The sequence below is a fragment of the Streptomyces sp. NPDC006208 genome, from assembly GCF_040613775.1.
Lineage (GTDB): Bacteria > Actinomycetota > Actinomycetes > Streptomycetales > Streptomycetaceae > Streptomyces.
In genome coordinates this window covers 19,701-43,226 of the sequence record NZ_JBEXSW010000038.1, presented here as the reverse complement: position 1 = coordinate 43,226, position 23,526 = coordinate 19,701, and the positions used below count along the sequence as shown (strand labels likewise).

Here is a 23,526-nt window from a genome sequence, read left to right as displayed (position 1 = left end):
TGCTTGCTCTGGTAGCTCAGCGAGTCACAGACCTTCGGGAGTGACCGGCGAACTCGCGGTGACCCAACCTTGCGCACTCAGGGTTCGCGCCGCCGACCTGGGCCCCCTTCGAGGGCTCGGGTGTGGGAGCCGTCGATGGCTGCGGCGTCCATGTCCAGCAGACGGCCTTGCGAAGCTCAGTCAGCAGTGCGGCGTGCAGTTGTGGCCAGACGCCGGCCTCGGTCCAGTCGCGGAGCCGACGCCAAGCGGTCACTCCGGAGCAGCCCACGACTGACGCAGGGACGTCTCTCCAGGCAACGCCCTTACGGAGCACGTAGACGATTCCGGCCAGCGGCCACCCGATCCGGCACCCGGAGCCGACCGGCACACCGGTACCTGCGCTCGGGCGGCTGCTGCAGCAGCGGGGCTATGCACTCCCAAAGGTCATCGGGGACAAGCTCATCAGACACCCCGCGGACGCTGCTTGACGAGGCCACCGACAGCCACCCGACACGCCGGTCTCATGCTGAAGCCTTGGCTTCGCCAACGCTGTACCACCCAGGCCGCACCTCGGCCAGCAGGGGCTTCAACGACTCCACCGCGGACCGCAGATCATGCTCCGTGAGGTCAAAAGGCTCAGGCAAACTCTGCCCATAAAGGCGCAGCCGCCAGCGGTCGAAGATCTCCGCCCCGTCGGCCGCAAAGTCCACATCGATCTCAGAGCCGTCCTGGTTGATGAAGAGACAGCCTGCTCCGTGGACGCTGTAGGAGTAGGTGCCGATTTCGCCGCTCCGGCTGATCCTGTGCGAACGGACCAGGCCGAGCACGTCCGCAAGCCGCTCGAGCGGGGGGAACGCCGCCTGCATGGCCTCACCAGCCGAGCTGAGAGCATCGACGTAACCAATCACCAGGTCACGCGCTGTTGTCACCTGCGCCTCTCGCATACTGCGCCACCCCCGACGTCCGTGTACGAGGCGATTGTTCCACTTGGGCTTCCGGCGTCTCCGTCGGCGGCATTCTGAAACGATCAGTTAGGCAGCACCCGCTCAACAAGGTGCTGCAGCCGGGCATCGAGGATCTTCTCGGCGTCAGGCGAGAGGGTGGCGAGGGCGACCATGCTTGTGACGATCACGTCGGCCAGCTCCTTGTGGACGTCCTCCCACGTGTGGCTGGCGCCCTTTCGCGGGCTCGCACCCATCGCCCCGTGCAGCGCCTCGGCCACCTCGCCGAACTCCTCGCCGATCTTCAGTACGCGCAGCAGCCGCGTGTCCGCGGCCGTCGCCGAGTCGGAGTTGTCGTCCAGCCATGTGCGCAGGCGTTCCACTCGGGTCCAGGTGTCGTCTTGCATCGAGGGTTCTCCTTGAGGTTGTACGGAAGAGTCGGTGCGCTGCGGCCGGGCCGGTCAGAAGAGTGGCATCCTGTCCGCGGCGCGGGTGGGGTTGGTCACCGGCAGCGGTGCCAGCGGCCGCAGGGACAGGTTCAGCGACAGAGCTGAGTGATCCGTCAGCCGGTCCGGGCCGGTGCGCGGCTCGTGTACGTAGGCGCAGCCGTGTACCGCGGGCACCAGGTCGGCGGAGACGTGGGCGTGGTCGTAGCGGTAGCCGTCGCCGGTGCGCCCCACCCACGAGTATTCGGCCGCATCGGGGTGCAGCTCGCGGAACGCGTCCTGGTAGCCGGCCTGCCCGAGCCATCCGTAGAAGTCGTACTCGAACGGCTGGAAGAACCGGTACCGGGGGGTGTGGGTCGGCTCCAGGATGTTGAAGTCCCCGATCACCACGCGGTGTCCGCCGGTGCCCTTCGGTACGCCGGTGCGGCAGTGGTCGAGGAATTTCCGCTTGCGGGTCGTCTTGGTCTCGGTGGCGTCCCGGGAGGGAACGTGGAGGCCGGTGACGTCGAGGGGCCCTTGTCGGTCTGGACGGTCACTGACACAGCGCGGTGCGGGAGGTAGGTGACGCACGCCGGCCCGCGCACGGCAGCGAGGCGGCTGACGATCATGACGCCGCGCTCACCGCGTACGGGCCGGGGGAACACGACGCCGTACCCTGCCGTGCGGAACTGGGTCTCGAGCAGGTCGCATCCGGCGCTGTCGGCGGTCTCCGTGAGGACCAGGAGTGGCTCGGGCCGGTCGGCGAGGTAGGCGAGCTGCCGCTCTGCCCGCTCCTTCGAAGGGTTGTTGAGGTTGAACGTCAGCACGTCTGTGCTGCCCTGAAAGGTCACGAGCGGTTCCCCATCGACAGTTCCGTGATCGCCTCGACGATGGCGCGGGCGATGTGCTCCGGCTCGGCGGCGGACGCGTCCAGTTGCAGGACCCGCACGCCGGCGGCCATGAGGAACCTAGCGGCCTCACGGAAGTACGCGCATTCCCGCTCGGGCCGGCGGGCTCCCGTTCGTACCGGCTGTGCGCGCCGCGCTCCTCGAGCCGCTTGGCGATGACGTCGGAGCGGGCGTTGATGATGACGCAGAGATCCGGCATGTCGGCGTGCCGGTTGAGCTCCCAGACGACGTCGCGGGCCACGCCGTCCATGACCTGCAGGACCAGCGACGAGGCGATGTACCGGTCGCAGACCACGACCTGGCCGCGGACCACGGCGGGCCGGATCTCCTGCTCTACGTGGCGGTAGCGGTCGGCGGCGATCAGGCAGGCCATCGTCATGCCCTGGTACTCGTCGGTGCCGTGCCGGGCGAGCTTCCCCAGTGTGGTGTCGCTCGGCTCGCGCGTCTGGCGGACCGGTAGGCCTGCCTCGCGCAGCTGCGTGACGACGGCGGCCGTGATGGTGGACTTCCCCACGCCGCCCGGGCCTTCGATGGTCACGAACTGTCCGGTCATGAGACACCGACCACGGGGAGCATCCGGGACTGCTCGGGGACGACGGGGCACTGCTCGCTGTCGACAGCGCCGATGCGGTGTCCGGCGGCGACGACGGCGGCCGGGCATCCCTTGCCGCAGGCGGAGGACATCGAGCAGCTGCCGCACGTGCGGGCGATCGCCGCGGCCGTCAAGGACGGGATCGGGGTGTCCGTCACGGTGGAAGTGGTCGACCCAGAGACGCTCGAGCGCTCGGTGGGCAAGATCAAACGGATCGTGGGCCTGCGCGAGCTCCGCGACCACTGAGGCCACCACGGATACCGGACGGGATGTTGACACCGGCCTGCCCGGGTGACTGCATGGTCCAACCTGCTTACCACGCAGTCACTTTGGGGAGGCACGTTGCTCTTGCGCACCCGCCTTGGCCGACTCGCACTCATCGGCATCACTCTGCTGACCGCGACAGCGACCGTGCCGCCCGGCGCGGCCGCCGATCCGCGTGAGCGGCATCCGTCCGGCGGCGGACTGTCCGCCGTCATCCGCTACACGGAGTACGGAATCCCCCACATCGTGGGGAAGGACTACGCGAACCTGGGCTTCGGCACCGGATGGGCCCAGGCGGCCGACCAGGTGTGCGTACTCGCGGACGGCTTCGTCACGGTACGCGGCGAGCGCTCGCGGTTCTTCGGGCCCGACGCCGCGCCGGACGGCTCGCTGTCGTCGGCGGCCAGGAACCTGTCCAGCGATCTGTACTTCCGCGGCGTACGTGACGCCGGAACCGTCGAGAAACTGCTGGCCACGCCCGCACCCGCCGGCCCCGGCCGGGATGTGAAGGAGCTGATGCGCGGCTGGGCGGCGGGCTACAACGCATGGCTGCGGCAGAACCGGATCACCGATCCGGCGTGCCGGGACGCCGACTGGGTGCGGCCGGTGACCACCCTGGACGTCGCCCGCCGCGGCTTCGCCGTCTCGGTGCTCGGCGGTCAGGGACGAGGCATCGACGGCATCACCGCGGCCCAGCCGCCCGGCACTGCTGCCGTACCGACTCCGGTCGCGAGGCCCGATGCGGCCGCGACCGCGACAGCGGCACGGGAACTGTTCGCGTCCCGCAGCGCCGACATGGGGTCCAACGCCGTTGCGTTCAGCGGGGCGACGACGGCGAACGGAAGGGGCCTGCTCCTCGGCAACCCGCACTACCCCTGGCACGGCGGCCGCCGCTTCTGGCAGTCGCAGCAGACGATACCCGGCGAGCTGAACGTCTCCGGTTCCTCGCTGCTGGGCACCGCCGTGGTCAACATCGGCTTCAACGACAAGGTGGCGTGGAGCCACACGGTCGCGACCGGAGTCACCCTCAACCTGCACCAGTTGACGCTGGATCCGGCCGACCCGACCGTCTATCTCGTCGACGGCAGGCGGGAGCCGATGACCCGCCGCACCGTCACCGTGCCGGTCAAGGACGGCACATCCCTCACCCGCACGCAGTACTGGACCCGATACGGGCCGGTTGTCACCTCGCTCGGCGCGTCGCTGCCGCTGCCCTGGTCGGCGACCACCGCGTACGCCCTGAACGATCCCAACGCGCTGAACCTGCGCGGCTCCGACACCGCACTCGCCCTCGGCAGGGCACGCTCGACGGCGGGCATCGAGGAGGCGCTGCGGCGCACCCAGGGCCTGCCCTGGGTGAACACGATCGCCGCCGACTCCCGGGGGCACTCGCTGTTCACCCAGTCCCAGGTACTGCCCCGGATCACGGACGAGCTCGCCCAGCGCTGTTCCACGCCGCTGGGCAAGGTGACGTATCCGGCGTCCGGAATGGCCGTGCTGGACGGTTCGCGCGGTGACTGCGCGCCCGGCTCCGACCACGACGCGGTGCAGCCGGGGATCTTCGGACCGTCGCGGATGCCGGTCCTCAAGGACGCGCGGTACGCGGAGAACTCCAACGACAGCGCCTGGCTCGCCAACGCCGACCGGCCGCTGACCGGGTACGAGCGGGTGTTCGGCACCATCGGCACTGCGCGTTCGCTGCGCACCCGCGGCGCGGTCGAGGATGTCGCGGCCATGGCCGGGCGCGGCAGGCTCACGGTGGGCGATCTCCAGCGCCAGCAGTTCGCCAACCGGGTCCCTGCGGCGGACCTGGCGGTCGCGGACGTGGTCAAGGGCTGCGCGGCCCTCGCACCGGAGGTGGTCCGGGCGTGCGGTGTGCTGGAACGGTGGGACCGGACCATGGACACCGGCAGCCGGGGTGCGCTCCTCTTCGACCGCTTCTGGCGGGTGCTGACCGCGTCGGTGCCCGCGGCCCAGCTGTGGAAGGTGCCGTTCTCGCCCGCCGATCCGGTGGGCACACCCCACACGCTCAACACGGATTCGCCGGCCTTCGCCAAGGCGCTTGTGGACACGGTGGCCGCACTGGACAGTGCCGGTGTCCCGCTGGACGCGCCGCTCGGCGAGCACCAGTTCGTCGTCCGGGGCGGCAAGCGCATCCCCGTGCACGGCGGCACGGAGTCGCTGGGTGTGTGGAACAAGATCGAGCCGGTGTGGAACCCCGCGGGCGGCGGCTACACGGAGGTCGCGCACGGTTCCAGCCATGTCCAGGCGGTGGGATGGGACGGCAGCCGCTGCCCGGTGGCGCGCACCCTGCTGACGTACTCGCAGTCCTCGAACACCGCGTCGGAGCACCACCGCGACCAGACCGCGCTCTTCTCGGGCGAGCGCTGGGTGACCTCGCGCTTCTGCGAACGCGACATCCTGCGGTCGCCCGGGCTGGAGGTGGTGCTCGTACGCGAGCGGCGGTGACGGATCGGCCGTGACGGCTCAGGGCTCACCTGCTCCCCGTTCCGGAGCCAGTGGGCCATTGGGCTCGTCGGCTCACTGGCTCAAGGGCCTCAAGGGCTCATCGCGAGGAAGACGAAGGCGGCGAAGATCGAGAGATGTACCCCGCCCTGGAGCAGTGTGGCCCGGCCGGGCACCACGGTGAGCGCGCCGACGACGACGGTGAGCGCGAGCAGCACCATGTGCGTCGCGCCCAGTCCGAGGACCAGCGGTCCCTCCAGCCAGATGGTGGCCAGCGCGATGGCGGGGATCGTCAGCCCGATGCTCGCCATCGCCGAACCGAGCGCCAGGTTGAGGCTCGTCTGGACGCGCTCGCGCCGGGCCGCGCGCACCGCGGCAAGGGTCTCGGGCAGCAGCACCAGCAGTGCGATGACCACCCCGACGACGGCCTGCGGCAGACCTGCCGAGTCCACGCCGGACTCGATGGTGGGCGACACCGCCTTGGCGTCGCCCACCACCGCCACCAGGGCCACGATCAGCAGAGTGAGGCTGAGCAGGGCCGCGGAACGGGGTGGCGGCGGCGCATGGTCGGTGTCGTCACGGATGGTCGCGCCTTCGCGGGTGACGGGCAGGAAGTACTCACGGTGCCGGACCGTCTGCACGGCGACGAACAGGCCGTACAAGGCCAGCGAGGCGATGGCCGCGAACGTCAGCTGCGCCGTGGAGAACTCGGGCCCCGGTTTGCTCGTGGTGAACGTCGGCAGCACAAGGCTGAGGGTGGCCAGCGTCGCCACGGTGGCGAGTGCGCCGCCGGAGCCCTCGGCGTGGAAGACGGCCACCCGGGTGTGAAGGGCGGCCACGAGAAGGCACAGCCCGATGATCCCGTTGCATGTGATCATGACGGCCGCGAAGACGGTGTCCCGCGCCAGCGCAGCGGTCTTGGGACCGCCGTCGGCCATCAGGGTGACGATCAGAGCGACCTCGATGACCGTCACCGCGACCGCCAGCACCAGTGACCCGAACGGCTCCCCCACCCGGTATGCCACCACTTCGGCGTGATGGACTGCGGCGAGGACCGCCCCGGCGAGGCAGAGCGCGACAAGGACGACCGCCGGTGCCGGCAGACTGCGCCCCCAGCTCAGCACCAGGGCGACGATCGCGACGAGGGGGACCCAGACCGTCCACCGGGCCAACACGGACAAGCTCTTCACCGCGCTCATGCGTGCCAGGCTGCCAGCGACCGGCCCCGGCCGCGCGACGGACCGCCCGCTCGGCGGGCGGTCCGTCGGCGTGGCGGGTCGTCATATGGCTCGTTCGTGCCCCTCCCAGTACGGCGCGCGCAGGCGCCGCTTGTAGAGCTTCCCGTTCGGGTCGCGTGGCATCGACTCGATGAAGTCCACCGTCCGTGGGCGCTTGTAGCCGGCCAGCTGCCGCTCGCAGTGCGCGAGGATCACCGCGGCGAGCTCGTCGCCCGCCGTATGGCCGTCCGCCGGCTCGACGACGGCTTTGACCTCCTCGCCCCAGTCGGCGTGGGGGATGCCGAAGGCGGCGGCGTCGGCGACGGCAGGGTGGGCCAGCAGGGCGGCCTCGATCTCGGCCGGATAGATGTTCACCCCGCCAGAGATGATCATGTCGATCTTGCGGTCGCGCAGGTAGAGATAGCCGCCCTCGTCGAGATGGCCCAGGTCACCGACGGTGAAGAAGTCACCGATGCGGTTGTTCCTGGTCTTGGTGTCGTCCTTGTGGTAGCTGAAGCCGCCGGTCGACATCTTCATGTAGACGGTCCCGACTTCGCCGGCCGGGAGCCGGTTGCCGTCGTCGTCGAAGATCGCGAGTTCGCTGATGGGCCAGGCCCTGCCCACCGTGCCGGGCTTCCTGAGCCAGTCGTCGGCCGTTGCGAAGGCGCCGCCGCCCTCGCTGGCCGCGTAGTACTCCTCCACGCACCTGCCCCACCACTCGATCATCGCCCGCTTGACGTGGTCGGGGCAGGGGGCTGCGCCATGGATGGCATGCCGCATGGACGAGACGTCGTAGCGCTTCTTCACCTCGTCGGGGAGTGCGAGCAGCCGGTGGAACTGGGTCGGCACCATATGGGTGTGGGTGCACCGGTGGGTGTCGATCAGACGCAGCATCTCCTCGGGCGTCCATCTGTCCATCAGGACCAGCGGATGACCGATGTGGAGCGCCGCGGCCGCGAACTGGAGCACCGCGGTGTGGTAGAGCGGCGAGCAGACGAGATGGACGTTGCCGTCGAAGGGCTTGATGCCGAAGATGCCGAGGAAACCGCCGAGGTGGGTCTCCTCGGGGAGCTTGCCGGGCAGCGGGCGGCGGATACCGCGCGGGCGGCCCGTGGTGCCCGAGGTGTAGTTCATGACCCAGCCCAGCGTGCGCCCGTCGGGTACGGACCGTGGCCGGCCGTCCAGCAGTTCGGCGTACCGGCGGAAGCCCGCGACCGTGCCGACGGCGTACCGGTGGCTCTCGGGCATCTTCGCCTCGTCGGCCGCGGCCTGCGCCGCGGCCGCGAACCGCTCGTGCGCGATGAGCACTTTGGCACCGGAGTCGGCAACGATCCAGGCGATCTCGGGACCGACGAGATGGTGGTTGACGGGCACCAGATAGAAGCCGGCCTGGGTGGCGGCGAGGTGGGCGGTGAGCAGTTCGACCCCGTTGGGCAGCACGACGGCGAAGGCGTCTCCGCGTTCCAGGCCCGCGGCACGCAGGCCGTGCACGAGCTGGTTGGCGGCGCCGTGGAGACGTCCCGCGGGCCAGTGCTCGCCGTCCGGGGTGATCAGGACGGTGCGCTGCGGGTCGGCGGTCGCCTGGGACCAGAAGCCTCCCTGGGACGTCGTCCGGGGGGACCCCGACGGCCGTTCGGTCATGGCGCGCTCCTTCCGGCGATGCGGTTGACACGGTCCACGGCCCGCTCGAAGCCGCGGGTGAGGTCGTCGACGATCTGCTGGACGCTGCGCTCGGAGTTCATCCGGCCGACGATCTGGCCGACCGGGGTGCCGAGCAGCGGTTCGACCTCGAACCTCTGGATGCGTGAGACGGCTTCGGCGACCAGCAGTCCCTGCAACGGCATGGGCAGCGTCCCGGGGCCCGCCGGGTCGTCCCAGGCATCCGTCCACTCGGTGCGCAGCTGCCGGGCCGGTTTGCCGGTGAGGGCACGCGAGCGGACGGTGTCGCCGGACGAGGCGGCGAGCAGTTTGGCGGTGAGGGCGCGCGAGCCGAGCGTGGCTTCGGTGGTGGTGAGCCAGAGCGAGCCGAGCCAGACTCCCTGCGCGCCGAGTGCGAGCCCCGCGGCGATCTGTTCGCCGCTGCCGATGCCTCCGGCGGCGAGTACGGGCAAGGGTCCGACGGCGTCCACGACGTCGGGGGTCAGCACCATGGAGGCGATCTCGCCGGTGTGGCCGCCGGCCTCGTACCCCTGGGCGACGACGATGTCGATGCCCGCTTCGGCGTGGCGCTGTGCGTGCCGGGCGCTGCCGGCCAGCGCGGCGACCAGCACCCCGTGGTGGTGGGCTCGTGCGACGACATCCGCGGGCGGGGAGCCGAGGGCGTTGGCGAGCAGGGCGATCGGGTGCTCGAAGGCGACGTCGAGCTGGTTGCGGGCGACCTGTTCCATCCAGCCGGTGATGCGCCAGCCCGATGTCTCACCTTCGGCGAGTTCGGGGACGCCGTGTTCGGCCAGGGTGTCGCGGACGAACTGCCGGTGCCCTTCGGGGATCATCGCCTCGACGTCGGCCTCGGTCACGCCCTCGACCTTCCTGGCGGGCATCACGACATCAAGGCCGTAGGGCTTGTCGCCTATATGTGCCTCGATCCAGTCCAGGTCGCGTGCGAGGTCGTCGGGGGCGGTGTAGCGGACCGCGCCGAGTACGCCGAGGCCGCCGGCGCGGCTGATGGCCGCGGCCACCGCCGGGAACGGCGTGAAGCCGAAGATGGCGTGCTCGATGCCCAGTCGTCTGCTCAGCTCCGTCTCCATGGGCGGCAGGATGCCGCAGGGCGACGGACGAGGGAAGAGATTTTCTGATGCAGTGTCAGATTCTTTGGGTCCACCGGCGGTGCAGGACGGTTGACAGCACATCGGCACGGTAAGAAAGTTTCACGTGGGCCAGGAGATCCCGAAAGATACTTTCAGGGAAGGGTTGGGGATGACCGAGGACGCAGCGGGCCGAGGGATCAGCCGGCGCCGGATGGGGGGCGGGATGCTGGCAATGGGCGGAGCGTTCGCGCTGGCGCCGATCCCCTTCACAGCGGCGTCGGCAGCGGAAGGACCGTCGGACAGGAGTGCTGGGCCGGGGTCGGGGTCGGGGTCCGGCCACCGCTCGACACTGCGGCGCGGCTCACCCGAGCGGGCCGGGTTGTTGCGCCTCCCGCTGGAGCAACTGGTCACCGACGCCGAGCAGTTCCTCGGCCCGTCCCCCAAGTACCCCTGGTACGCCGGCGCGGTGCTGCTGGCCGGGCGCGGTGACACCGTGGCGCTGCACCGGCCCATCGGCAAAGCCCTGCGCTACTCGTCGTACGACGTCACGACGGACACCGGCGTGGAGCTCCCCGCCGAGGAGCAGATCCCGATGGCCGAGGACACGATCTTCGATCTGGCGTCCATCTCCAAACTGTTCACCTCGATCCTCGCCGTCCAGCAGATCGAGCGAGGCGCGCTTCAGCTCGAGGCCACGGTCGCGTCCTACGTCCCCGAGTTCGCGGGCGCCGGCAAACAGGACATCACGGTGCGCCAGTTGCTCACCCACACCTCGGGCTTCCGGGCCTGGATTCCGCTGTACAAGGAGCCGACCCAGCAGGGCAGGCTCCGGCTGCTGTGGAACGAGCCCCCGGCGAGCACGCCCGGCACCAGGTACCTCTATTCCGACCTCAACCTGATCTCGCTCCAGCTGGTCCTGGAGAAGATCACCGGGCGCACGCTGGATGTCCTGCTCCACGACGAGATCACTGCTCCACTCGGGATGCACCGCACACGGTTCAACCCGCCGACCTCCTGGAAGCCGAAGACCGCCGCCACCGAGTACGCCCGGCTCCCCTGGTCCGGTCTGGACCGCGGCCTCGTCTGGGGCGAGGTGCATGACGAGAACGCGTACGCCTTCGGCGGCGTGGCCGGTCACGCCGGAGTCTTCTCCTGCGCCTGGGACCTCGCGATCCTCGCCCGCACCCTGCTGAACGGGGGAGCCTACGGGCACGCCCGGATTCTGCGCCGCTCGTCGGTGGAGCTGATGTTCACCGACTTCAACACGGCCTTCCCCGGCGACGAGCACGGGCTCGGCTTCGAGCTCTACCAGCACTGGTACATGGGCGCGATGGCCACCCCGCACACCGCAGGACACACGGGATTCACCGGCACCAGCCTGGTCCTCGACCCGACCACGGACTCGTTCCTGATCGTCCTCGGCAACTCCGTCCATCCCGTCCGCAGTTGGCGCTCGGGCAGCGCACCGCGCGTCGCCGCGGCCAACAACATGGCCCGGGCGGTCGCCGTCCGCCCCGCGCACGGACGCAGCGCCTGGTTCTCCGGTATGGCCGGATCCACGACGGCCACCCTCGCCCTGCCGCCGCTGGTCCTGTCGTCCGGCCGGGCGCGGCTGACCTGCTCACTGTGGTGGGACACCGAGCCCGGCGCGGACGGACTGTACCTGGAGGCGTCCGCGGACGATGGGTTGAGCTGGCAGCCGGTGGCGTTCACCACCACCGCCAAGGGTGCCGGGGACGTGTCCCACCCGGCGGGCTCGGTCACCGGCTGGTCCGGGCGCGTCTGGCACCGGCTGGGCGCCGACCTTTCGGCGTGGTGCGGCCAGGAGGTGCGGCTGCGCTGGCGGTACGCGACCGACCGGCTCTATGCCGGCCGTGGCGCCTACGTGGATGCGCTGCGGGTCGAGGACGCCGGGCGCACGGTCTTCGACGAGGTGACGCCCGCGGACGCCGCCCTGATCGAGGCGAACGGCTGGACCGCGTCACGGGACTGATCACGCGTCAGGTACGGAGCGGTCAGGCCGGCTTGCGGGCCGGCACGAACGGCCCTTACTGGCAGCGTGCCGCGTCAGGGCGCCGGATACCTGCCGCCCGCGGCGAACCCCCGCGGGCGGCAGGCGTGTTCACCGGCCCAGCGCCGCCATCGCCGCGTTGTGGCCCGGCACACCGCTGACCCCGCCGCCGCGGACGGCACCCGCACCGCACAGCAGCACATTGGCGTGTGCCGTCTCCACACCCCAGCGTCCCGTCGTCTCACCGGCGTACGGGAAAGACAGGTCCCGGTGGAAGATGTGACCGCCGGGCAGCCGCAGTTCCCTCTCCAGGTCGAGTGGGGTCTTGGCCTCGATGCAGGCGTCGCCGTTCTCGTCCAGCGCGAGGCATTCGGCAATCGGCTCGTCCAGGTGGGCGTCGAGTTCGGCCAGTGTCGCGGCCAGCAGGTCGGCGCGCACCTTGTCGTTGTCGGCGGCGAACAGGCGGGCCGGGGTGTGCAGGCCGAACAGCGTCAGGGTCTGGTAGCCCTGCGCCACGAGCTCGGGTGCGAGGATCGACGGGTCCGTCAGCGAGTGGCAGTAGATCTCGGACGGCGGAGCACTGGGCAGCCGGCCGGACGCCGCCTCCTGGTACGCCGTCGCCAACTGCCCGTATCCCTCGGAGACATGGAAGGTTCCGGAGAAGGCTTCGCGCGGGTCGACGGAGCGGTCGCGCAGCCTCGGCAGCCGGCGGAGCAGCATGTTCACCTTGAGCTGGGCGCCTTCGGCCGGCTGGGGCGCCTGCTCGCCGAGGAGGGCGGCGAGTGCCTGCGGTGAAGCGTTGACCAGAACATGGCGTGCGGCAACGGTGCCCTCGCCGTCGGGCGTGCGGAAGGTGACCTCGGCGCGCTCGCCGTCGGTCTCGATGCGGGTCGCCTCGTGCAGCAGCCCGATCTCTGCCCCCGCTCCGAGCGCGGCGGCGGCCAGTGCGTCGGTGAACGCGCCCATGCCGCCCACCGGCACGTCCCAGTCGCCCGTGCCACCGCCGATGACGTGGTAGAGGAAACAGCGGTTCTGCAGCAGGCTGGGGTCATGGGCGTCGGCGAACGTCCCGATGAGCGCGTCGGTGAGCACCACTCCCCGTACGAGATCGTCGGCGAACCGCTTCTCGATCGCGACGCCGATCGGCTCCTCGAACAGCATCCGCCAGGCCGCCTCGTCGTCGACGACTCCGCGGAGCTGCTCCCGGGTCGGCAGAGGTTCGGTCAGCGTCGGGAAGACCCGTTGGGCGACCGTGTGGGTGATCCCGTAGAACTCCTCCCAGGCCGCGTACTCCCGCTCGCCGCCGGTCAGCCCGGCGAACGACTCGCGGGTGCGGCCGGCGCCCACGAGCAGGCCGCCGTCCCCCTTGGGCGTGTAGGAGGAGACGGTGCGCTTGCGTACCGCGAAGTCGAGTTCCAGGTCGCGCACGATCTTGTCGGGCAGCAGGGAGACCAGATAGGAGAACTGCGACAGGCGTGCATCGACCCCCGGGAAGGGGCGGGTGGACACGGCCGCTCCGCCGGTGATCGGGCGCCGCTCCAGAACCAGGACGGAGCGCCCTGCGCGGGCGAGATAGGCGGCGGCGACCAGACCGTTGTGGCCGCCGCCCACGATCACTGCGTCGTACGAGGTGTGTGCGGGCATGGCCGGACCCTAACCGCTGCGCGGCCGCACGTAACCCCCTGCTCAGCTGCCCTGTGTGTGGTTTGCATGCTGGAGCGCCGCGACGCGCCGGTAGAGCTCCACGGCCTCGGTGTGCCGGCCGAGCTGTTCCAGGCAGTGCGCCTCGTCGTTGCGGCTGGACAGCGTGTCGGGGTGGTCACCGCCCAGGACCCGCTCGCGCGCGGCGGCGACACGCACATAGACGTTCAGGGCGTCCGCCCAGCGGCCGAGCCGGCCCAGGCCCACGGCCACCTCCCGGTGGCTGACGAGCGTGTCGGGGTGATCGGGGCCGAGCACCCGATCGCGCAGCGCGCACACGTCGCGCGACTCGGCCAGTGCTTCCTCCCAGCGGGCCAGCCGGCCGAGGTTCACGCCGAGCCCGTGCCGGGCCCGGAGCGTTTCGGGATCGGCCGGTCCCTGCACCCGGGTGCGGTCGGCGGCAAGGGTGCGGTAGAGGTCGACGGCTTCCGCGATGCGTCCGAGCCGGCCGAGGCACACGCCGGCCTCGTAGCGGGCGGCGAAGGTGTCGGGGTGGTCCGGACCGAGGGCCTGGGTGCGCGCGGCCGACACCTCCTGGTAGGTCTGAAGCGCCTCGGCCCAGCGTCCCAGCTGTCCGAGCGCGTAGGCGACCTCGTATCGGGTGACCAGGGTGTCGGGATGGTGAGCGCCGAGCACCCGGCTACGGACGTCGGCCACGTCCTGGGCGAGCCGGTGGGACTCCTCCAGGCGTCCCAGCCGGCTGAGGTTGTACGCGAGGTTGTGGCGACAGCGCAGCGTGTCGGGGTGGTCGGCGCCCATCGTGCCTTCACGCGAGGCGAGCACGGCCACGTAGACGTGGTGGGCCTCGCCGTGCCGTCCCAGCTGGTCCAGTACGTACGCCGTCTCCTGGCGGGCGGCGAGGGTGTCGGGGTGGTCGGCGCCCAGGGCACGCTCACGGCCCTCGGCGACATGCCCGAACTCCCGCAGCGCGTCGCCCGCGCGGCCGGTACGGCCGAGCGTGAAGGCGACCTCGTAGCGGCTGGCCAGGGTGTCGGGGTGATCGGGTCCGAGGGCGCTCTCCCGGTCCAGGGCGACGGCGCGGTGCACCTCGCCCGCTTCCTCCCAGCGGCCCAGCCGGCCAAGACTCAGACCGGCGCTGTGCCGGCTGGCGAGAACGGCGAGCAGTTCGGGAGGCGGCGTGGGGCGCTCAGGTGCAGGGCGCTCAGGTGTGGGGCGTGCGGAGATCCGGGTGGTCCAAGCCGGTGTCGGCGCAGCATGGTGAGAGGTCCAGGCGCCGGTCAGCGCGGCCGTGTGGTCCGGGAGCGGCGGCGGCAGCGCCATGGTGCTGCCCGCCTTGAGGCCACCGGTCATACCGCGCGTCCAGGCCGGCAGGCCGGGCCCGGCCTGGTCCGGTGGCACGGGCGGCTGCGGCGGGCGCGCGCCATGCTGGGCGGTGTGCGCGGAGGCGGCGGCCGCCCGGATCCGGCGGCGCAGATCGCCTGCGTCGGCCGGGCGCTGCTCGGGGGTCTTGGCGAGCAGGTCGAGCACGACCCGGTCGAAGAAGTCCGGCACCTCACCCCGGCGGTCGCGCAACGGCTGCGGCGCGGTGTCGCGGTGGCCGACCAGGATCGCCCAGGTGTCGTCGTCGTCGAAGGGCGGCGCGCCGGTGGCGAGCTCGTACAGCACGCAGCCGAGCGAGTACAGGTCGCTGCGGTGGTCGATCTGCCCGCCGCTGATCTGTTCCGGTGACATGTAGTGCGGGGTGCCCATGGCGATGCCGGTGCCGGTGAGCTTGGCCGTGAACCCGATGTCCTCGCCGAGGCGGGCGATGCCGAAGTCGCAGATCTTCACGGCCCCGTCGGTGAGCCGCATGATGTTGGCCGGCTTGAGGTCCCGGTGGACGATGCCCTGCTCATGGGTGTACGCGAGCGCGTCGGCGACCTGGTCGGCGATGTCGACGACATCGGCGACCGGCAGCGGCCGCTGCTTGTTGTCCATCAGCAGCTGGCTGAGGTTGCGGCCCTCCAGCAGCTCCATCACCAGATAGAGCACGCCCTCGTGCTCGCCGAAGTCGTGGACGACGGTCACGCCCCGGTGCTGGAGCGCGGCGGCCACCCGCGCCTCGCGGCGGAACCGCTCCCTGAGGACCTTGGTGAAGTGACGGTCGTGCTGGGAGCCCAGCGGCTTGAGGCACTTGACGGCGACCAGCCGCCCGAGCGATTCGTCGCGGGCCTGCCACACCTCGCCCATCCCACCGCGCCCGATGAGTTCGAGCAGCCGGTACCGGCCTTGGATCAGCCTGGTTTCCGCCATCGCGTGCTGTCGCCCCCGTTGCTCTCCCGCGCCCTCCCCGGCCGGTCCAGTATGGCGGCCTGCCTGCGGAGTTTGTACTGGGAGGGGCGGGCTTCGGGGCCGAGCCGCGCCATCGCCTTCAGAATGTGACCTGGCGGGAGCTGCCAGCGTGCCCGGGCGGGGATGCTGCGCAGCAGCCTGCCGGCAGCCGTCAGCCGGCGGGTGACGCGCTCGGGGGCGGGGGCGCTCCTGCCGTAGAGCTCGTGGGCGTAGGGAGGCAGTGCGCTGTACGCGAGGGCCGCCACGCGTCCCCACAGCAGTTCCCGCGCGGGGACCAGCAGGGCGCCGACCGGGGGGCGGCGCAGGAAGTCGTCGACGTCGTGCGCCTCGGGACCGGCGGCCAGTTCGTGCCGTACCTCCTTGAAGTAGGCGGCGAGCTGACGGCTGTCCGCGGGCACCGCTCCCGGGTCGAGCCCGACCAGGCGGGCGCTCTCGCGCTGCTCGTCGAGATAGCGGTCCGCCTGTGCGTCGGTCAGCGGAAAGCCGGAGCGGCGTGCGACGTCGAGGTAGGAGCCGACCTCGGCGCAGTGCACCCACAGCAGCAGCTCCGGCTCGTCGACGCCGTACGTCTCGCCGGTGCCGGGGTCGGTGGCCGCCAGGCGGGTGTGGATGCGCCGTACGCGGGCGCCGGCGCGCTCCGCGGCCTCGGTGGTGCCGTAGCTGATGGTGCCGACGAAGTTCGCGGTGCGCAGCAGCCGGCCCCAGGCGTCGTTCCTGAAGTCGCTGTTCTGCGTCACGCCGCGTACCGCGCGAGGGTGCAGGGCCTGCAGATACAGCGCCCGCACCCCGGCGATCCACATCATCGGATCGCCGTGCATCTGCCAGGTGACGGAGTCGGGTCCGAACAGCCCCGGGTCGGCCGCGTGCGGGTCGGTCCGGCTCATGGTGACCACGCTTTCTACCGGGCACCGGGTGGTGACTTCGACGTGCGGTCATGTCAAGTCTCCCTCACCACCTGCGACCGTGAACAGGGGCCCCCGATCAGGTCTCTTAGCCCCAGCCGCCGCGCGAACACAGCCGCCGGGTCCTGGAGTTCATCTACCAGCAGACGGTGACGGACGTGGTTCCGCCGGGCTTCGTGTACAAGGTTCCCGCGTCCACACCGAGTGATTACGTCACGTTCGACGGTCACAGGAGCGGAACCCTCATCGGGCCAAGTACCTGCACAACTCCGACCACTTCATCAATGACGCCACGGACACACCCGTGAAGCCCTTGATGCCGCTACCACGTGTCCGGCCTAGACGCCCTGACGCTGCTTTTGCGTCACCCCCTTCCTCACGTCACGTGTGACCAACAGACTTGGACCTCGCGCACAGCGGAGGCGGCCTGGGAGGTGTCCGTCACGGAATTCACGCCTCCTGCTTGGCGTCGATCTCGGCGATCAGGGCTTCGATGCGGTTCTTGATCTCGTCGCGGATGGGGCGTACGGACTCGACACCCTTGCCGGCCGGGTCCTCCAGGGTCCAGTCCAGGTACTTCTTGCCGGGGAAGACCGGGCAGACGTCGCCGCAGCCCATGGTGATGACGTAGTCCGACGCCTGGACGGCCTCGGTGGTGAGCACCTTCGGCTGCTGCGCGGAGATGTCGACGCCGACCTCCTTCATCGCCTCGACCGCGGCCGGGTTGACCTGGTCGGCGGGCAGCGAGCCGGCGGAGCGGACCTCGACGCGGTCGCCCGCGAGGTGGGAGAGGAATCCGGCGGCCATCTGCGAGCGCCCCGCATTGTGGACGCAGACGAACAGCACGGACGCGACGGGGGTGGAGGACATGGGATCTTCCTTCAGGTGATCGGCAGGTGGAGCGGGAGGGATGTTCAGGCGGGCGGAAGGACGGCCGGCAGCTCGGTGATGCGGGCGTCGATCTCGTCGCGGATCTGCCGGACGACGGCGATCGGGGCGCCCTCGGGGTCCGCGACGGGCCACGGGCTCCGAAGGACGGTCCAGGCTGGTATCAGCGCCGGGTGATGTGACAGTATCAGTCCATGCTGACGTCAGTCGACACTGAACTCATCCGGGTGCTGGCCGACCCCCTCCGGCTCCAGATCGTGACTCTGCTCGCCAAGGAGACGCTCTGCACCACGCACCTCGCCGAGGAGACGGGCGCCAGGCAGACCAACCTCTCCAACCACTTGAAGGTGCTGCGCGAGGCCGGGGTCGTGGAGACCGAGCCGTGCGGCCGGTACACGTACTACCGGCTTCGCCCTGACGTCATTGAGCAGCTGGCCGGCCAGTTCGCCGACCTCGCGGAGACGGCACGCGCCTCGGCCGAGGCAGACGTCAAGCGGTCCTGCCCCTGACCCCCTGTCGCCCGTGCGACTGCACCGAGGAGTCCTGTTGACCGCCACCCACGCGAGCGCCGCGGAGTCCACGCCCGGCGAACCGTCCAGTGCGCCCCGGCCCGCGCCGGGCGCCACCCCGCCTCGTACACCACTGGTCGCCCGTACCGCCGCCGAACTGGTCGGCACTGCCGCCCTGGTCGCCGTCGTGGTCGGCTCGGGCATCCAGGCCACGGAGCTCACCCAGGATGTCGGCCTGCAGCTGCTGGCCAACTCGATCGCCACCGTCTTCGGCCTCGGCGTGCTGATCGTGCTGCTCGGCCCGGTTTCCGGTGCGCACTTCAACCCCGCTGTCACGTTGGCCGAGTGGTGGACCGCCCGCCGCGGCGGCCCCGGGGTCACGGCCCGTGAGACGGCCGCGTACGTCCCGGCCCAGACAATCGGCGCGATCTCCGGTGCGGTGCTGGCGGACGCGATGTTCGGCGAGCCGCTGGTGAAGTGGTCCACGCACGACCGCTCCGCAGGCAACCTCCTGCTCGGTGAGGTCGTCGCCACCGCCGGTCTGATCCTGCTGATCTTCGGACTGGCCCGCACCGACCGACTCCGCTTCGCACCGGTCGCAGTCGCCTCGTACATCGGCGCGGCCTACTGGTTCACCTCGTCCACCTCGTTCGCCAACCCGGCAGTGACGATCGGCCGCGCGTTCACCGACACCTTCGCCGGAATCGCCCCGGCATCGGTCCCCGGCTTCATCGGTGCCCAGCTCGCCGGAGCCGTTGTCGGCCTGGCGCTGGTGGCGGTCATCTTCCTGCGAGCCCGTCCGGTTGCCGAGCAGCCTGCCGCATGACGACAGCATTCCCGGGAGTCCCCGCGCCCGTTCTCCCCGGCCGGGCACTCGTCCCTGCCGGGCCGCCTCATGCCTGCGCGCCACGTCCTGAATCGACCGGGAGTGTGCGTCAGGCCGCGGCGGTGAGGAGTTTGCCCATGGCCGCGAGCACGGCCGGCTCGACGCGGTAGTACACCCATGTCCCGCGCCGCTCCGAGGTCAGGAGGCCTGCCTCTTTGAGCTTCTTCAGGTGGTGGGAGACCGTGGGCTGCGAGACGCCGACGTCGGAGATGTCGCACACGCATGCCTCGCCACCCTCATGAGAGGCGATCGCGGAGAACAGCCGCAGACGGACCGGGTCGCCGAGCGCCTTGAACATCTTCGCAGCCGTCTCGGCTTCTTCCGCCGACATGGGGCGCTCGGTCAGCGGCGGACAGCACGGCGCCACGGCCTGGGTGACGTCGGGTTCCAGTAGCGGCAGCACCTTCGCATTCGACATACGTCTATGTTGACATACGTCGAACCAGTGGGGCCAGGTGCGCTTCCTGCTCCACCGGCGGGCCAGGTGGATGGCCAGGCCCCCGCCGCCCGGCCGACACCCCGTCCCGCCCCGCGCACCGAGGTCGACGACAGGCTGCACCCACTCCAGCCCGACGAACGGCAGCAGGGAGCTGCACCAGCGGGCGAGAGCAGCGTGAGGCCGTGGTTGCTGCACGGCCGTGCCCCGGCCACCCGGCCCGACGCCTCGAGTACCACCGGCTTCAGTCCGCGCTGGTTCAGCGCGTGCGCCGGGGCCGGCCCGGTCCGACCGCCCCCCAGCGCCGCGAGGTCGACATGCCCCGCGAAAGAACTTCCAGATTCGATGAGTGTCTATGTTGACGTCCATCGAAGCAAGTGCCATGCTGATCGCACAAGCATCGACAAACATCGAAACACGGAGGAGTGATCGTGAGCGCGCCTGCCACCACTGAGCTGCCCGTCGTCGTGATCGGAGCCGGTCCCGCCGGTCTCGCGGCCGCCGCCCACCTGCTCGACCGCGGCCTCGAGCCCCTGGTCCTGGAGGCAGGGACGGTCGCCGGTGCCGCGGTGCGCCAGTGGTCGCACGTGCGGCTGTTCTCCCCCTGGGGCGAGGTCACCGACCCTGCGGCCGAGAAGCTGCTGGCCCCGACCGGCTGGGTGAAGCCGGCCGCCGCCACCTACCCGTCCGGCGGCGACTGGGCCGATCACTACCTGAAGCCCCTGGCCGAAGTCCTCGGCGACAAGGTGCGCTTCGGCGCCACCGTCACCGGGGTCTCTCGCACCGGACGTGACCGCATCGTCGACGCCGACCGCGAGACGCAGCCCTTCGTCGTACACCTCACCACGGCGGACGGAGGCGAGGAGCGCATCTTCGCCCGCGCCGTCATCGACGCCTCCGGCACCTGGGCCACTCCCGGCCCGGCAGGGGGCAGCGGGCTGCCCGCCCTCGGCGAGCGCGCCGCCGCCGACCACATCACCTACCGCGTCCCCGACCTCAAGGACCCCGCCGTCCGGGCCCGGTACGCCGGCAAGCGCACCGCGGTCATCGGCTCCGGAGCCTCCGCCTTCACCGCCCTCGCCTACCTGGCGGATCTCGCCCAGGCCGGCGACGGCAGGGGGACACACGCAGTGTGGATCCTGCGCCGGGGCATCTCCGGCTCCACCTTCGGCGGCGGCGAGGCCGACCAGCTCCCCGCCCGCGGTGCCCTCGGCCTCGCGGCCAAGGCCGCCGTCGACAACGGGTACACCGAAGCGGTCACCGGCTTCCGGACCGATGCGATCGAGCGGGACGGTGAGGACCGGCTGATCCTGATCGGCGAGGACGGGCGACGCCTCGACCCGGTCGATGAGGTCATCGTGCTCACCGGCTTCCGCCCCGACCTGTCCTTCCTCTCCGAGATCCGCCTCGGCCTCGACGAACGCCTCCAGGCACCACTCGAACTGGCCCCGCTGATCGACCCGAACCAGCACTCGTGCGGCACGGTCCATCCGCACGGCGTGAACGAGCTCTCCCACCCCGAGAGGGACGTCTACCTGGTCGGCATGAAGTCCTACGGCCGCGCGCCCACGTTCCTCGCGATGACCGGCTACGAGCAGGTCCGCTCCATCGCCGCGTCTCTGTCCGGCGACCGGGAGGCCGCCGAGCGCGTGGAGCTGACGCTCCCCGAGACCGGTGTGTGCGGCGGGGCGGGGCTGTTCGACGAGCCCGAGGCCGTGCAGGCCGGTGACGGCGGCTGCTGCGCGGCCCCGGCCACCCTCCAGATCGGCGTCGGCGCCCCGTCAACCTCCGGCGGCTGCTGACGCTTACCCGCCCATCCCCAACAGGAGGTCCGTCATGTCCCGCATACAGCTCGCCCTCCGCGTTCCCGACCTCGCGGCGTCCGTCGCCTTCTACACGAAGCTCTTCGGCACCGAGCCGGCCAAGCTCCGTGACGGCTATGCCAACTTCGCCGTCCCGGAACCCCCGCTCAAGCTCGTCCTCATCGAAGGCACGGCGGGTGAGGACACCCGCATGGACCACCTCGGCGTGGAAGTCGAAAGCACCGAGGCCGTCCACGCCGCCACCACCCGCCTGAGCCAGGCGGGCCTGGCGACGGCAGAGGAGAACGACACCAGCTGTTGCTACGCCGTCCAGGACAAGGTCTGGGTCCACGGCCCCGGCCAGGAACCGTGGGAGGTGTACGTCGTCAAGGCCGACGCCGACACCCTGACCAAGCAACAGGGCAGCACCTGTTGCTCCAGTCCGACCACCGCCGAAACCGATCCGCGAGGGGCGTGCACTTGCGCTGCCGCCCCGTCGCACTGATGGGGAGGCCGCGGTGTCCGCCACGGCGCGCTCCAGGCCGCCACGTCGTGGGTGCCCATCCGCGCGGCAAAGGGTGAACGGAATTCACGCACCGGGCATGAAGAGAAGCCTCCGCCGCCTTTCAACGCAGGCGGGATCCATGGCGCCGGCGGCCGGCTCGCCGCCGAATGTGGACGGTCTTCGATCACCCCGTTCCGAATGGCTCGCCGGTAACCAGGGTGATGTGCGGAACCCCGGTACGGGGATGCGGCACGACTTCGGCGTCGACGCGGTAGACCTCGGACAGGAGCTCGGGCGTGAGGACCTCCTTGGGTGACCCGGTGACCACGACACGGCCGCCGTCCATCACGCAGATGCGGTCGCAGAACGCCGCAGCCAGGTTGAGGTCGTGGAGGGCGACGACCGCGGTCACGCCGAGCTTCCGGACGAGGCGCAGTGTGTCGAGCTGATGCCGCAGGTCCAGGTGGTTGGTCGGCTCGTCCAGCACCATCGTCCCGGCGCGCTGGGCCAGAGCACGGGCGATGAGCACCCGCTGTTTCTCGCCGCCCGACAACCGGCTGAAGGGGGCGTGCGCCAGGCCGGTGGCGTCGACTTCGCCCAGCGCACCCATGATGATGCCGCGGTCGTCGGCGTCGTCGCCCTCGAAGGCCCGCTTGTGCGGAGTGCGGCCCATGGCCACCACCTCGTACACCGAGAGCTCGAAGTCCCCGGCGGATTCCTGCAGGACGGCGGCCAGCCGTCGTGCGAGGCTCTTGCCGGACATCCGCCGGACGTCCTCGCCGTCCAGCAGGACCTGCCCCGAGGTGGGGCGCAGCGCCCGGTAGACGGTACGCAACAGGGTCGACTTGCCGGCGCCGTTGGGGCCGACGAGCCCCACCACCTCGCGGGGTGCAACCTGCAGTGACACGCGGTCCACCAGCGCCCGCCCGCCCACGACGACCGAGACGTCCTCCGCAGCCAGTGTGCCGGGCGCCGTCGTGACCGTGACCGTCTGCGTCACGCGGACCTCCGTCGCATCAGCCACAGGAAGAAGGGACCGCCGACCAGGGCGGTGAGAATGCCCACGGGAATCTCCTCCGGGCTCATGACGGTGCGCGCCGCCAGATCGGCGGCGATGAGGAATGCCGCGCCGAGCAGGGCTGCGGCGGGCAGCGCGCGTCGATGGTCGGCACCGACCACCAGCCGCACCACGTGCGGCATGATCAGGCCGACGAAGCCGATCTGACCGCTGACCGCGACGATCGTGCCGATCATGACGGCGACGAGGGTGAACAGTGCGGCACGGAAGCGGTGCACGTCCAGGCCGAGCGCCACGGCGGCCTCCTCCCCCGCCAACAGGAGGTTGAGCGGGCGGCTGACGCCGAGGAGGACGGCCGTGCCGAGGAGAACGGCACCGACGGGGATCCACACCACCGTCCACGTCGTGCCTGCCAGTCCGCCGAGCATCCAGCGCAGCGCCGACTGCGTCTTGTGCGGGTCGTTGGAGGTGACGACGAGGAAGCTGGCGAGCGCGGACAGCACCTCGGCCGTCGCCACTCCCGCCAGCACCAGCCGCACCGTCGTCATCCGCCCACCGGACCGGGCCAGGAAGTAGACGGCGACGAGCGCGGCGAGAGCGCCGAGGAACGCGGCCACCGGCAGGGAGAACACACCGAACAGGGTGACGTTGAAGACGAGGACCAGCACCGCGCCGACCGAGGCGCCCGACGACACCCCGAGCAGCATCGGGTCCGCGAGCGGGTTGCGCACGAGTGCCTGCAGCGCCATTCCGGACACCGCAAGGCCCGCGCCCACGACGCCGGACAGCAGCACTCTCGGCAGCCGGACGTCGATGACGATCGTCTCGCGGACCGGTGTCCAGGTCGGCTCGGCGAGCGAGGGATGCACGCGGTGCAGCAGAATGCCCCACACCTGGTCGGCCGGGACGCTGATGGACCCGGCCGCGATCCCAAGGGTGGCCGCGACGGCCAGCAGCGCGGCCAGCAGCAGGAGCACGACCGGGTAGGGGATCCCTGAGCGGCGGACGGCGGGGGCACCGGCCACCGCCGTCCGCTC

Annotated in this window: 20 protein-coding genes and 3 pseudogenes; 7 read left to right on the top strand and 16 right to left on the bottom strand. The window is 70.9% G+C overall.

Translation table 11 applies throughout. The features are described 5' to 3' along the window. Positions 1-101: 101 nt before the first annotated feature. The 6 genes and pseudogenes from ABZ208_RS27720 to tmk all read right to left on the bottom strand — a co-directional run. Positions 102-449, bottom strand: a pseudogene (locus tag ABZ208_RS27720) (transposase); the annotation flags it as partial. Positions 450-500: 51 nt separating this feature from the next. Beyond that, on the bottom strand, positions 501-923 hold the full coding sequence (locus tag ABZ208_RS27715) for a hypothetical protein (protein ID WP_356912177.1): 423 nt from the start codon (positions 921-923) through the stop codon (positions 501-503). A gap of 83 nt (positions 924-1,006) precedes the next feature. Beyond that, complete coding sequence (locus ABZ208_RS27710; RefSeq protein ID WP_356912176.1) at positions 1,007-1,327, bottom strand: MazG-like family protein; 321 nt, start codon at positions 1,325-1,327, stop codon at positions 1,007-1,009. 54 nt (positions 1,328-1,381) lie between these two features. Beyond that, a complete protein-coding gene (locus ABZ208_RS27705; RefSeq protein ID WP_356912221.1) occupies positions 1,382-1,756 on the bottom strand; it encodes a hypothetical protein in 375 nt (124 codons plus the stop codon). After that, positions 1,750-2,196: a hypothetical protein gene (locus ABZ208_RS27700; RefSeq protein WP_356912219.1), complete on the bottom strand. Its 447-nt coding sequence runs from the start codon at positions 2,194-2,196 to the stop codon at positions 1,750-1,752. The genes ABZ208_RS27705 and ABZ208_RS27700 overlap by 7 nt, the downstream gene beginning before the upstream one ends. A gap of 226 nt (positions 2,197-2,422) precedes the next feature. Continuing rightward, positions 2,423-2,806 (bottom strand): annotated as a pseudogene (gene tmk / locus ABZ208_RS27695) (dTMP kinase); the annotation flags it as partial. A gap of 150 nt (positions 2,807-2,956) precedes the next feature. On the opposite strand from tmk, the pseudogene ABZ208_RS27690 reads away from it, so the two are divergent. Both ABZ208_RS27690 and ABZ208_RS27685 read left to right on the top strand, forming a co-directional pair. After that, positions 2,957-3,091, top strand: a pseudogene (locus ABZ208_RS27690) (hypothetical protein); the annotation flags it as partial. Positions 3,092-3,187: 96 nt separating this feature from the next. After that, a complete protein-coding gene (locus ABZ208_RS27685; protein ID WP_356912175.1) occupies positions 3,188-5,578 on the top strand; it encodes a penicillin acylase family protein in 2,391 nt (796 codons plus the stop codon). Between the two features lie 89 nt (positions 5,579-5,667). Here ABZ208_RS27685 and ABZ208_RS27680 read toward each other — a convergent pair whose 3' ends face one another. From ABZ208_RS27680 to ABZ208_RS27670, 3 genes are all read right to left on the bottom strand, one after another. Continuing rightward, complete coding sequence (locus tag ABZ208_RS27680; protein ID WP_356912174.1) at positions 5,668-6,774, bottom strand: ionic transporter y4hA; 1,107 nt, start codon at positions 6,772-6,774, stop codon at positions 5,668-5,670. An 81-nt stretch (positions 6,775-6,855) separates the two neighbouring features. Beyond that, positions 6,856-8,433 carry an acyl-CoA synthetase gene (locus ABZ208_RS27675; RefSeq protein ID WP_356912173.1) on the bottom strand — a complete coding sequence of 526 codons (1,578 nt, stop codon included), beginning with the start codon at positions 8,431-8,433 and terminating at the stop codon, positions 6,856-6,858. Further along, a complete protein-coding gene (locus ABZ208_RS27670; protein WP_356912172.1) occupies positions 8,430-9,539 on the bottom strand; it encodes a nitronate monooxygenase family protein in 1,110 nt (369 codons plus the stop codon). Before ABZ208_RS27670 ends, ABZ208_RS27675 begins: the two co-directional genes overlap by 4 nt. Before the next feature lie 169 nt (positions 9,540-9,708). Here ABZ208_RS27670 and ABZ208_RS27665 point away from each other — a divergent pair, with 169 nt between their 5' ends. After that, positions 9,709-11,532: a serine hydrolase gene (locus tag ABZ208_RS27665; RefSeq protein WP_356912171.1), complete on the top strand. Its 1,824-nt coding sequence runs from the start codon at positions 9,709-9,711 to the stop codon at positions 11,530-11,532. A gap of 129 nt (positions 11,533-11,661) precedes the next feature. On the opposite strand, the gene ABZ208_RS27660 is transcribed toward ABZ208_RS27665, so the two are convergent. From ABZ208_RS27660 to ABZ208_RS27645, 4 genes are all read right to left on the bottom strand, one after another. Continuing rightward, positions 11,662-13,194 carry an NAD(P)/FAD-dependent oxidoreductase gene (locus ABZ208_RS27660; RefSeq protein WP_356912170.1) on the bottom strand — a complete coding sequence of 511 codons (1,533 nt, stop codon included), beginning with the start codon at positions 13,192-13,194 and terminating at the stop codon, positions 11,662-11,664. A gap of 42 nt (positions 13,195-13,236) precedes the next feature. Next, positions 13,237-15,504, bottom strand: a complete 2,268-nt coding sequence (locus ABZ208_RS27655) for a serine/threonine-protein kinase (protein WP_356912169.1) — start codon at positions 15,502-15,504, stop codon at positions 13,237-13,239. Then, on the bottom strand, positions 15,486-16,427 hold the full coding sequence (locus ABZ208_RS27650) for an oxygenase MpaB family protein (protein ID WP_356912168.1): 942 nt from the start codon (positions 16,425-16,427) through the stop codon (positions 15,486-15,488). The genes ABZ208_RS27655 and ABZ208_RS27650 overlap by 19 nt, the downstream gene beginning before the upstream one ends. Before the next feature lie 468 nt (positions 16,428-16,895). Beyond that, positions 16,896-17,315: an arsenate reductase ArsC gene (locus ABZ208_RS27645; protein ID WP_356912167.1), complete on the bottom strand. Its 420-nt coding sequence runs from the start codon at positions 17,313-17,315 to the stop codon at positions 16,896-16,898. 212 nt (positions 17,316-17,527) lie between these two features. Between ABZ208_RS27645 and ABZ208_RS27640 the strand changes: the two genes are divergently transcribed. Further along, on the top strand, positions 17,528-17,842 hold the full coding sequence (locus ABZ208_RS27640; protein WP_356912166.1) for a metalloregulator ArsR/SmtB family transcription factor: 315 nt from the start codon (positions 17,528-17,530) through the stop codon (positions 17,840-17,842). A 37-nt stretch (positions 17,843-17,879) separates the two neighbouring features. Next, a complete protein-coding gene (locus ABZ208_RS27635; protein WP_356912165.1) occupies positions 17,880-18,668 on the top strand; it encodes an MIP/aquaporin family protein in 789 nt (262 codons plus the stop codon). Between the two features lie 109 nt (positions 18,669-18,777). On the opposite strand, the gene ABZ208_RS27630 is transcribed toward ABZ208_RS27635, so the two are convergent. Beyond that, a complete protein-coding gene (locus ABZ208_RS27630; protein ID WP_356912164.1) occupies positions 18,778-19,146 on the bottom strand; it encodes a metalloregulator ArsR/SmtB family transcription factor in 369 nt (122 codons plus the stop codon). Positions 19,147-19,595: 449 nt separating this feature from the next. Here ABZ208_RS27630 and ABZ208_RS27625 point away from each other — a divergent pair, with 449 nt between their 5' ends. Together ABZ208_RS27625 and ABZ208_RS27620 are read left to right on the top strand one after the other, a co-directional pair. Next, a complete protein-coding gene (locus tag ABZ208_RS27625; RefSeq protein ID WP_356912163.1) occupies positions 19,596-20,966 on the top strand; it encodes an NAD(P)-binding domain-containing protein in 1,371 nt (456 codons plus the stop codon). 34 nt (positions 20,967-21,000) lie between these two features. Then, positions 21,001-21,471, top strand: coding sequence for an ArsI/CadI family heavy metal resistance metalloenzyme (locus ABZ208_RS27620; RefSeq protein WP_356912162.1), 471 nt, complete (start codon positions 21,001-21,003; stop codon positions 21,469-21,471). Positions 21,472-21,655: 184 nt separating this feature from the next. Here the strand turns inward: ABZ208_RS27620 and ABZ208_RS27615 are convergent, their stop codons facing one another. Further along, positions 21,656-22,471 (bottom strand): ABC transporter ATP-binding protein, encoded by an 816-nt coding sequence (locus ABZ208_RS27615; protein ID WP_356912161.1) that lies wholly within the window; start codon positions 22,469-22,471, stop codon positions 21,656-21,658. Next, positions 22,468-23,514 (bottom strand): iron ABC transporter permease, encoded by a 1,047-nt coding sequence (locus ABZ208_RS27610; protein WP_356912215.1) that lies wholly within the window; start codon positions 23,512-23,514, stop codon positions 22,468-22,470. The genes ABZ208_RS27615 and ABZ208_RS27610 overlap by 4 nt, the downstream gene beginning before the upstream one ends. Positions 23,515-23,526 lie beyond the last annotated feature (12 nt).

Coding starts and splice junctions, on each gene's coding strand:
- ABZ208_RS27715 (WP_356912177.1), bottom strand. CDS start 923: ATGCGAGAGGCGCAGGTGACAACAGCGCGTGACCTGGTGATTGGTTAC.
- ABZ208_RS27710 (WP_356912176.1), bottom strand. CDS start 1,327: ATGCAAGACGACACCTGGACCCGAGTGGAACGCCTGCGCACATGGCTG.
- ABZ208_RS27680 (WP_356912174.1), bottom strand. CDS start 6,774: ATGAGCGCGGTGAAGAGCTTGTCCGTGTTGGCCCGGTGGACGGTCTGG.
- ABZ208_RS27675 (WP_356912173.1), bottom strand. CDS start 8,433: ATGACCGAACGGCCGTCGGGGTCCCCCCGGACGACGTCCCAGGGAGGC.
- ABZ208_RS27670 (WP_356912172.1), bottom strand. CDS start 9,539: ATGGAGACGGAGCTGAGCAGACGACTGGGCATCGAGCACGCCATCTTC.
- ABZ208_RS27665 (WP_356912171.1), top strand. CDS start 9,709: ATGACCGAGGACGCAGCGGGCCGAGGGATCAGCCGGCGCCGGATGGGG.
- ABZ208_RS27660 (WP_356912170.1), bottom strand. CDS start 13,194: ATGCCCGCACACACCTCGTACGACGCAGTGATCGTGGGCGGCGGCCAC.
- ABZ208_RS27655 (WP_356912169.1), bottom strand. CDS start 15,504: ATGGCGGAAACCAGGCTGATCCAAGGCCGGTACCGGCTGCTCGAACTC.
- ABZ208_RS27650 (WP_356912168.1), bottom strand. CDS start 16,427: ATGAGCCGGACCGACCCGCACGCGGCCGACCCGGGGCTGTTCGGACCC.
- ABZ208_RS27645 (WP_356912167.1), bottom strand. CDS start 17,315: ATGTCCTCCACCCCCGTCGCGTCCGTGCTGTTCGTCTGCGTCCACAAT.
- ABZ208_RS27640 (WP_356912166.1), top strand. CDS start 17,528: ATGCTGACGTCAGTCGACACTGAACTCATCCGGGTGCTGGCCGACCCC.
- ABZ208_RS27630 (WP_356912164.1), bottom strand. CDS start 19,146: ATGTCGAATGCGAAGGTGCTGCCGCTACTGGAACCCGACGTCACCCAG.
- ABZ208_RS27620 (WP_356912162.1), top strand. CDS start 21,001: ATGTCCCGCATACAGCTCGCCCTCCGCGTTCCCGACCTCGCGGCGTCC.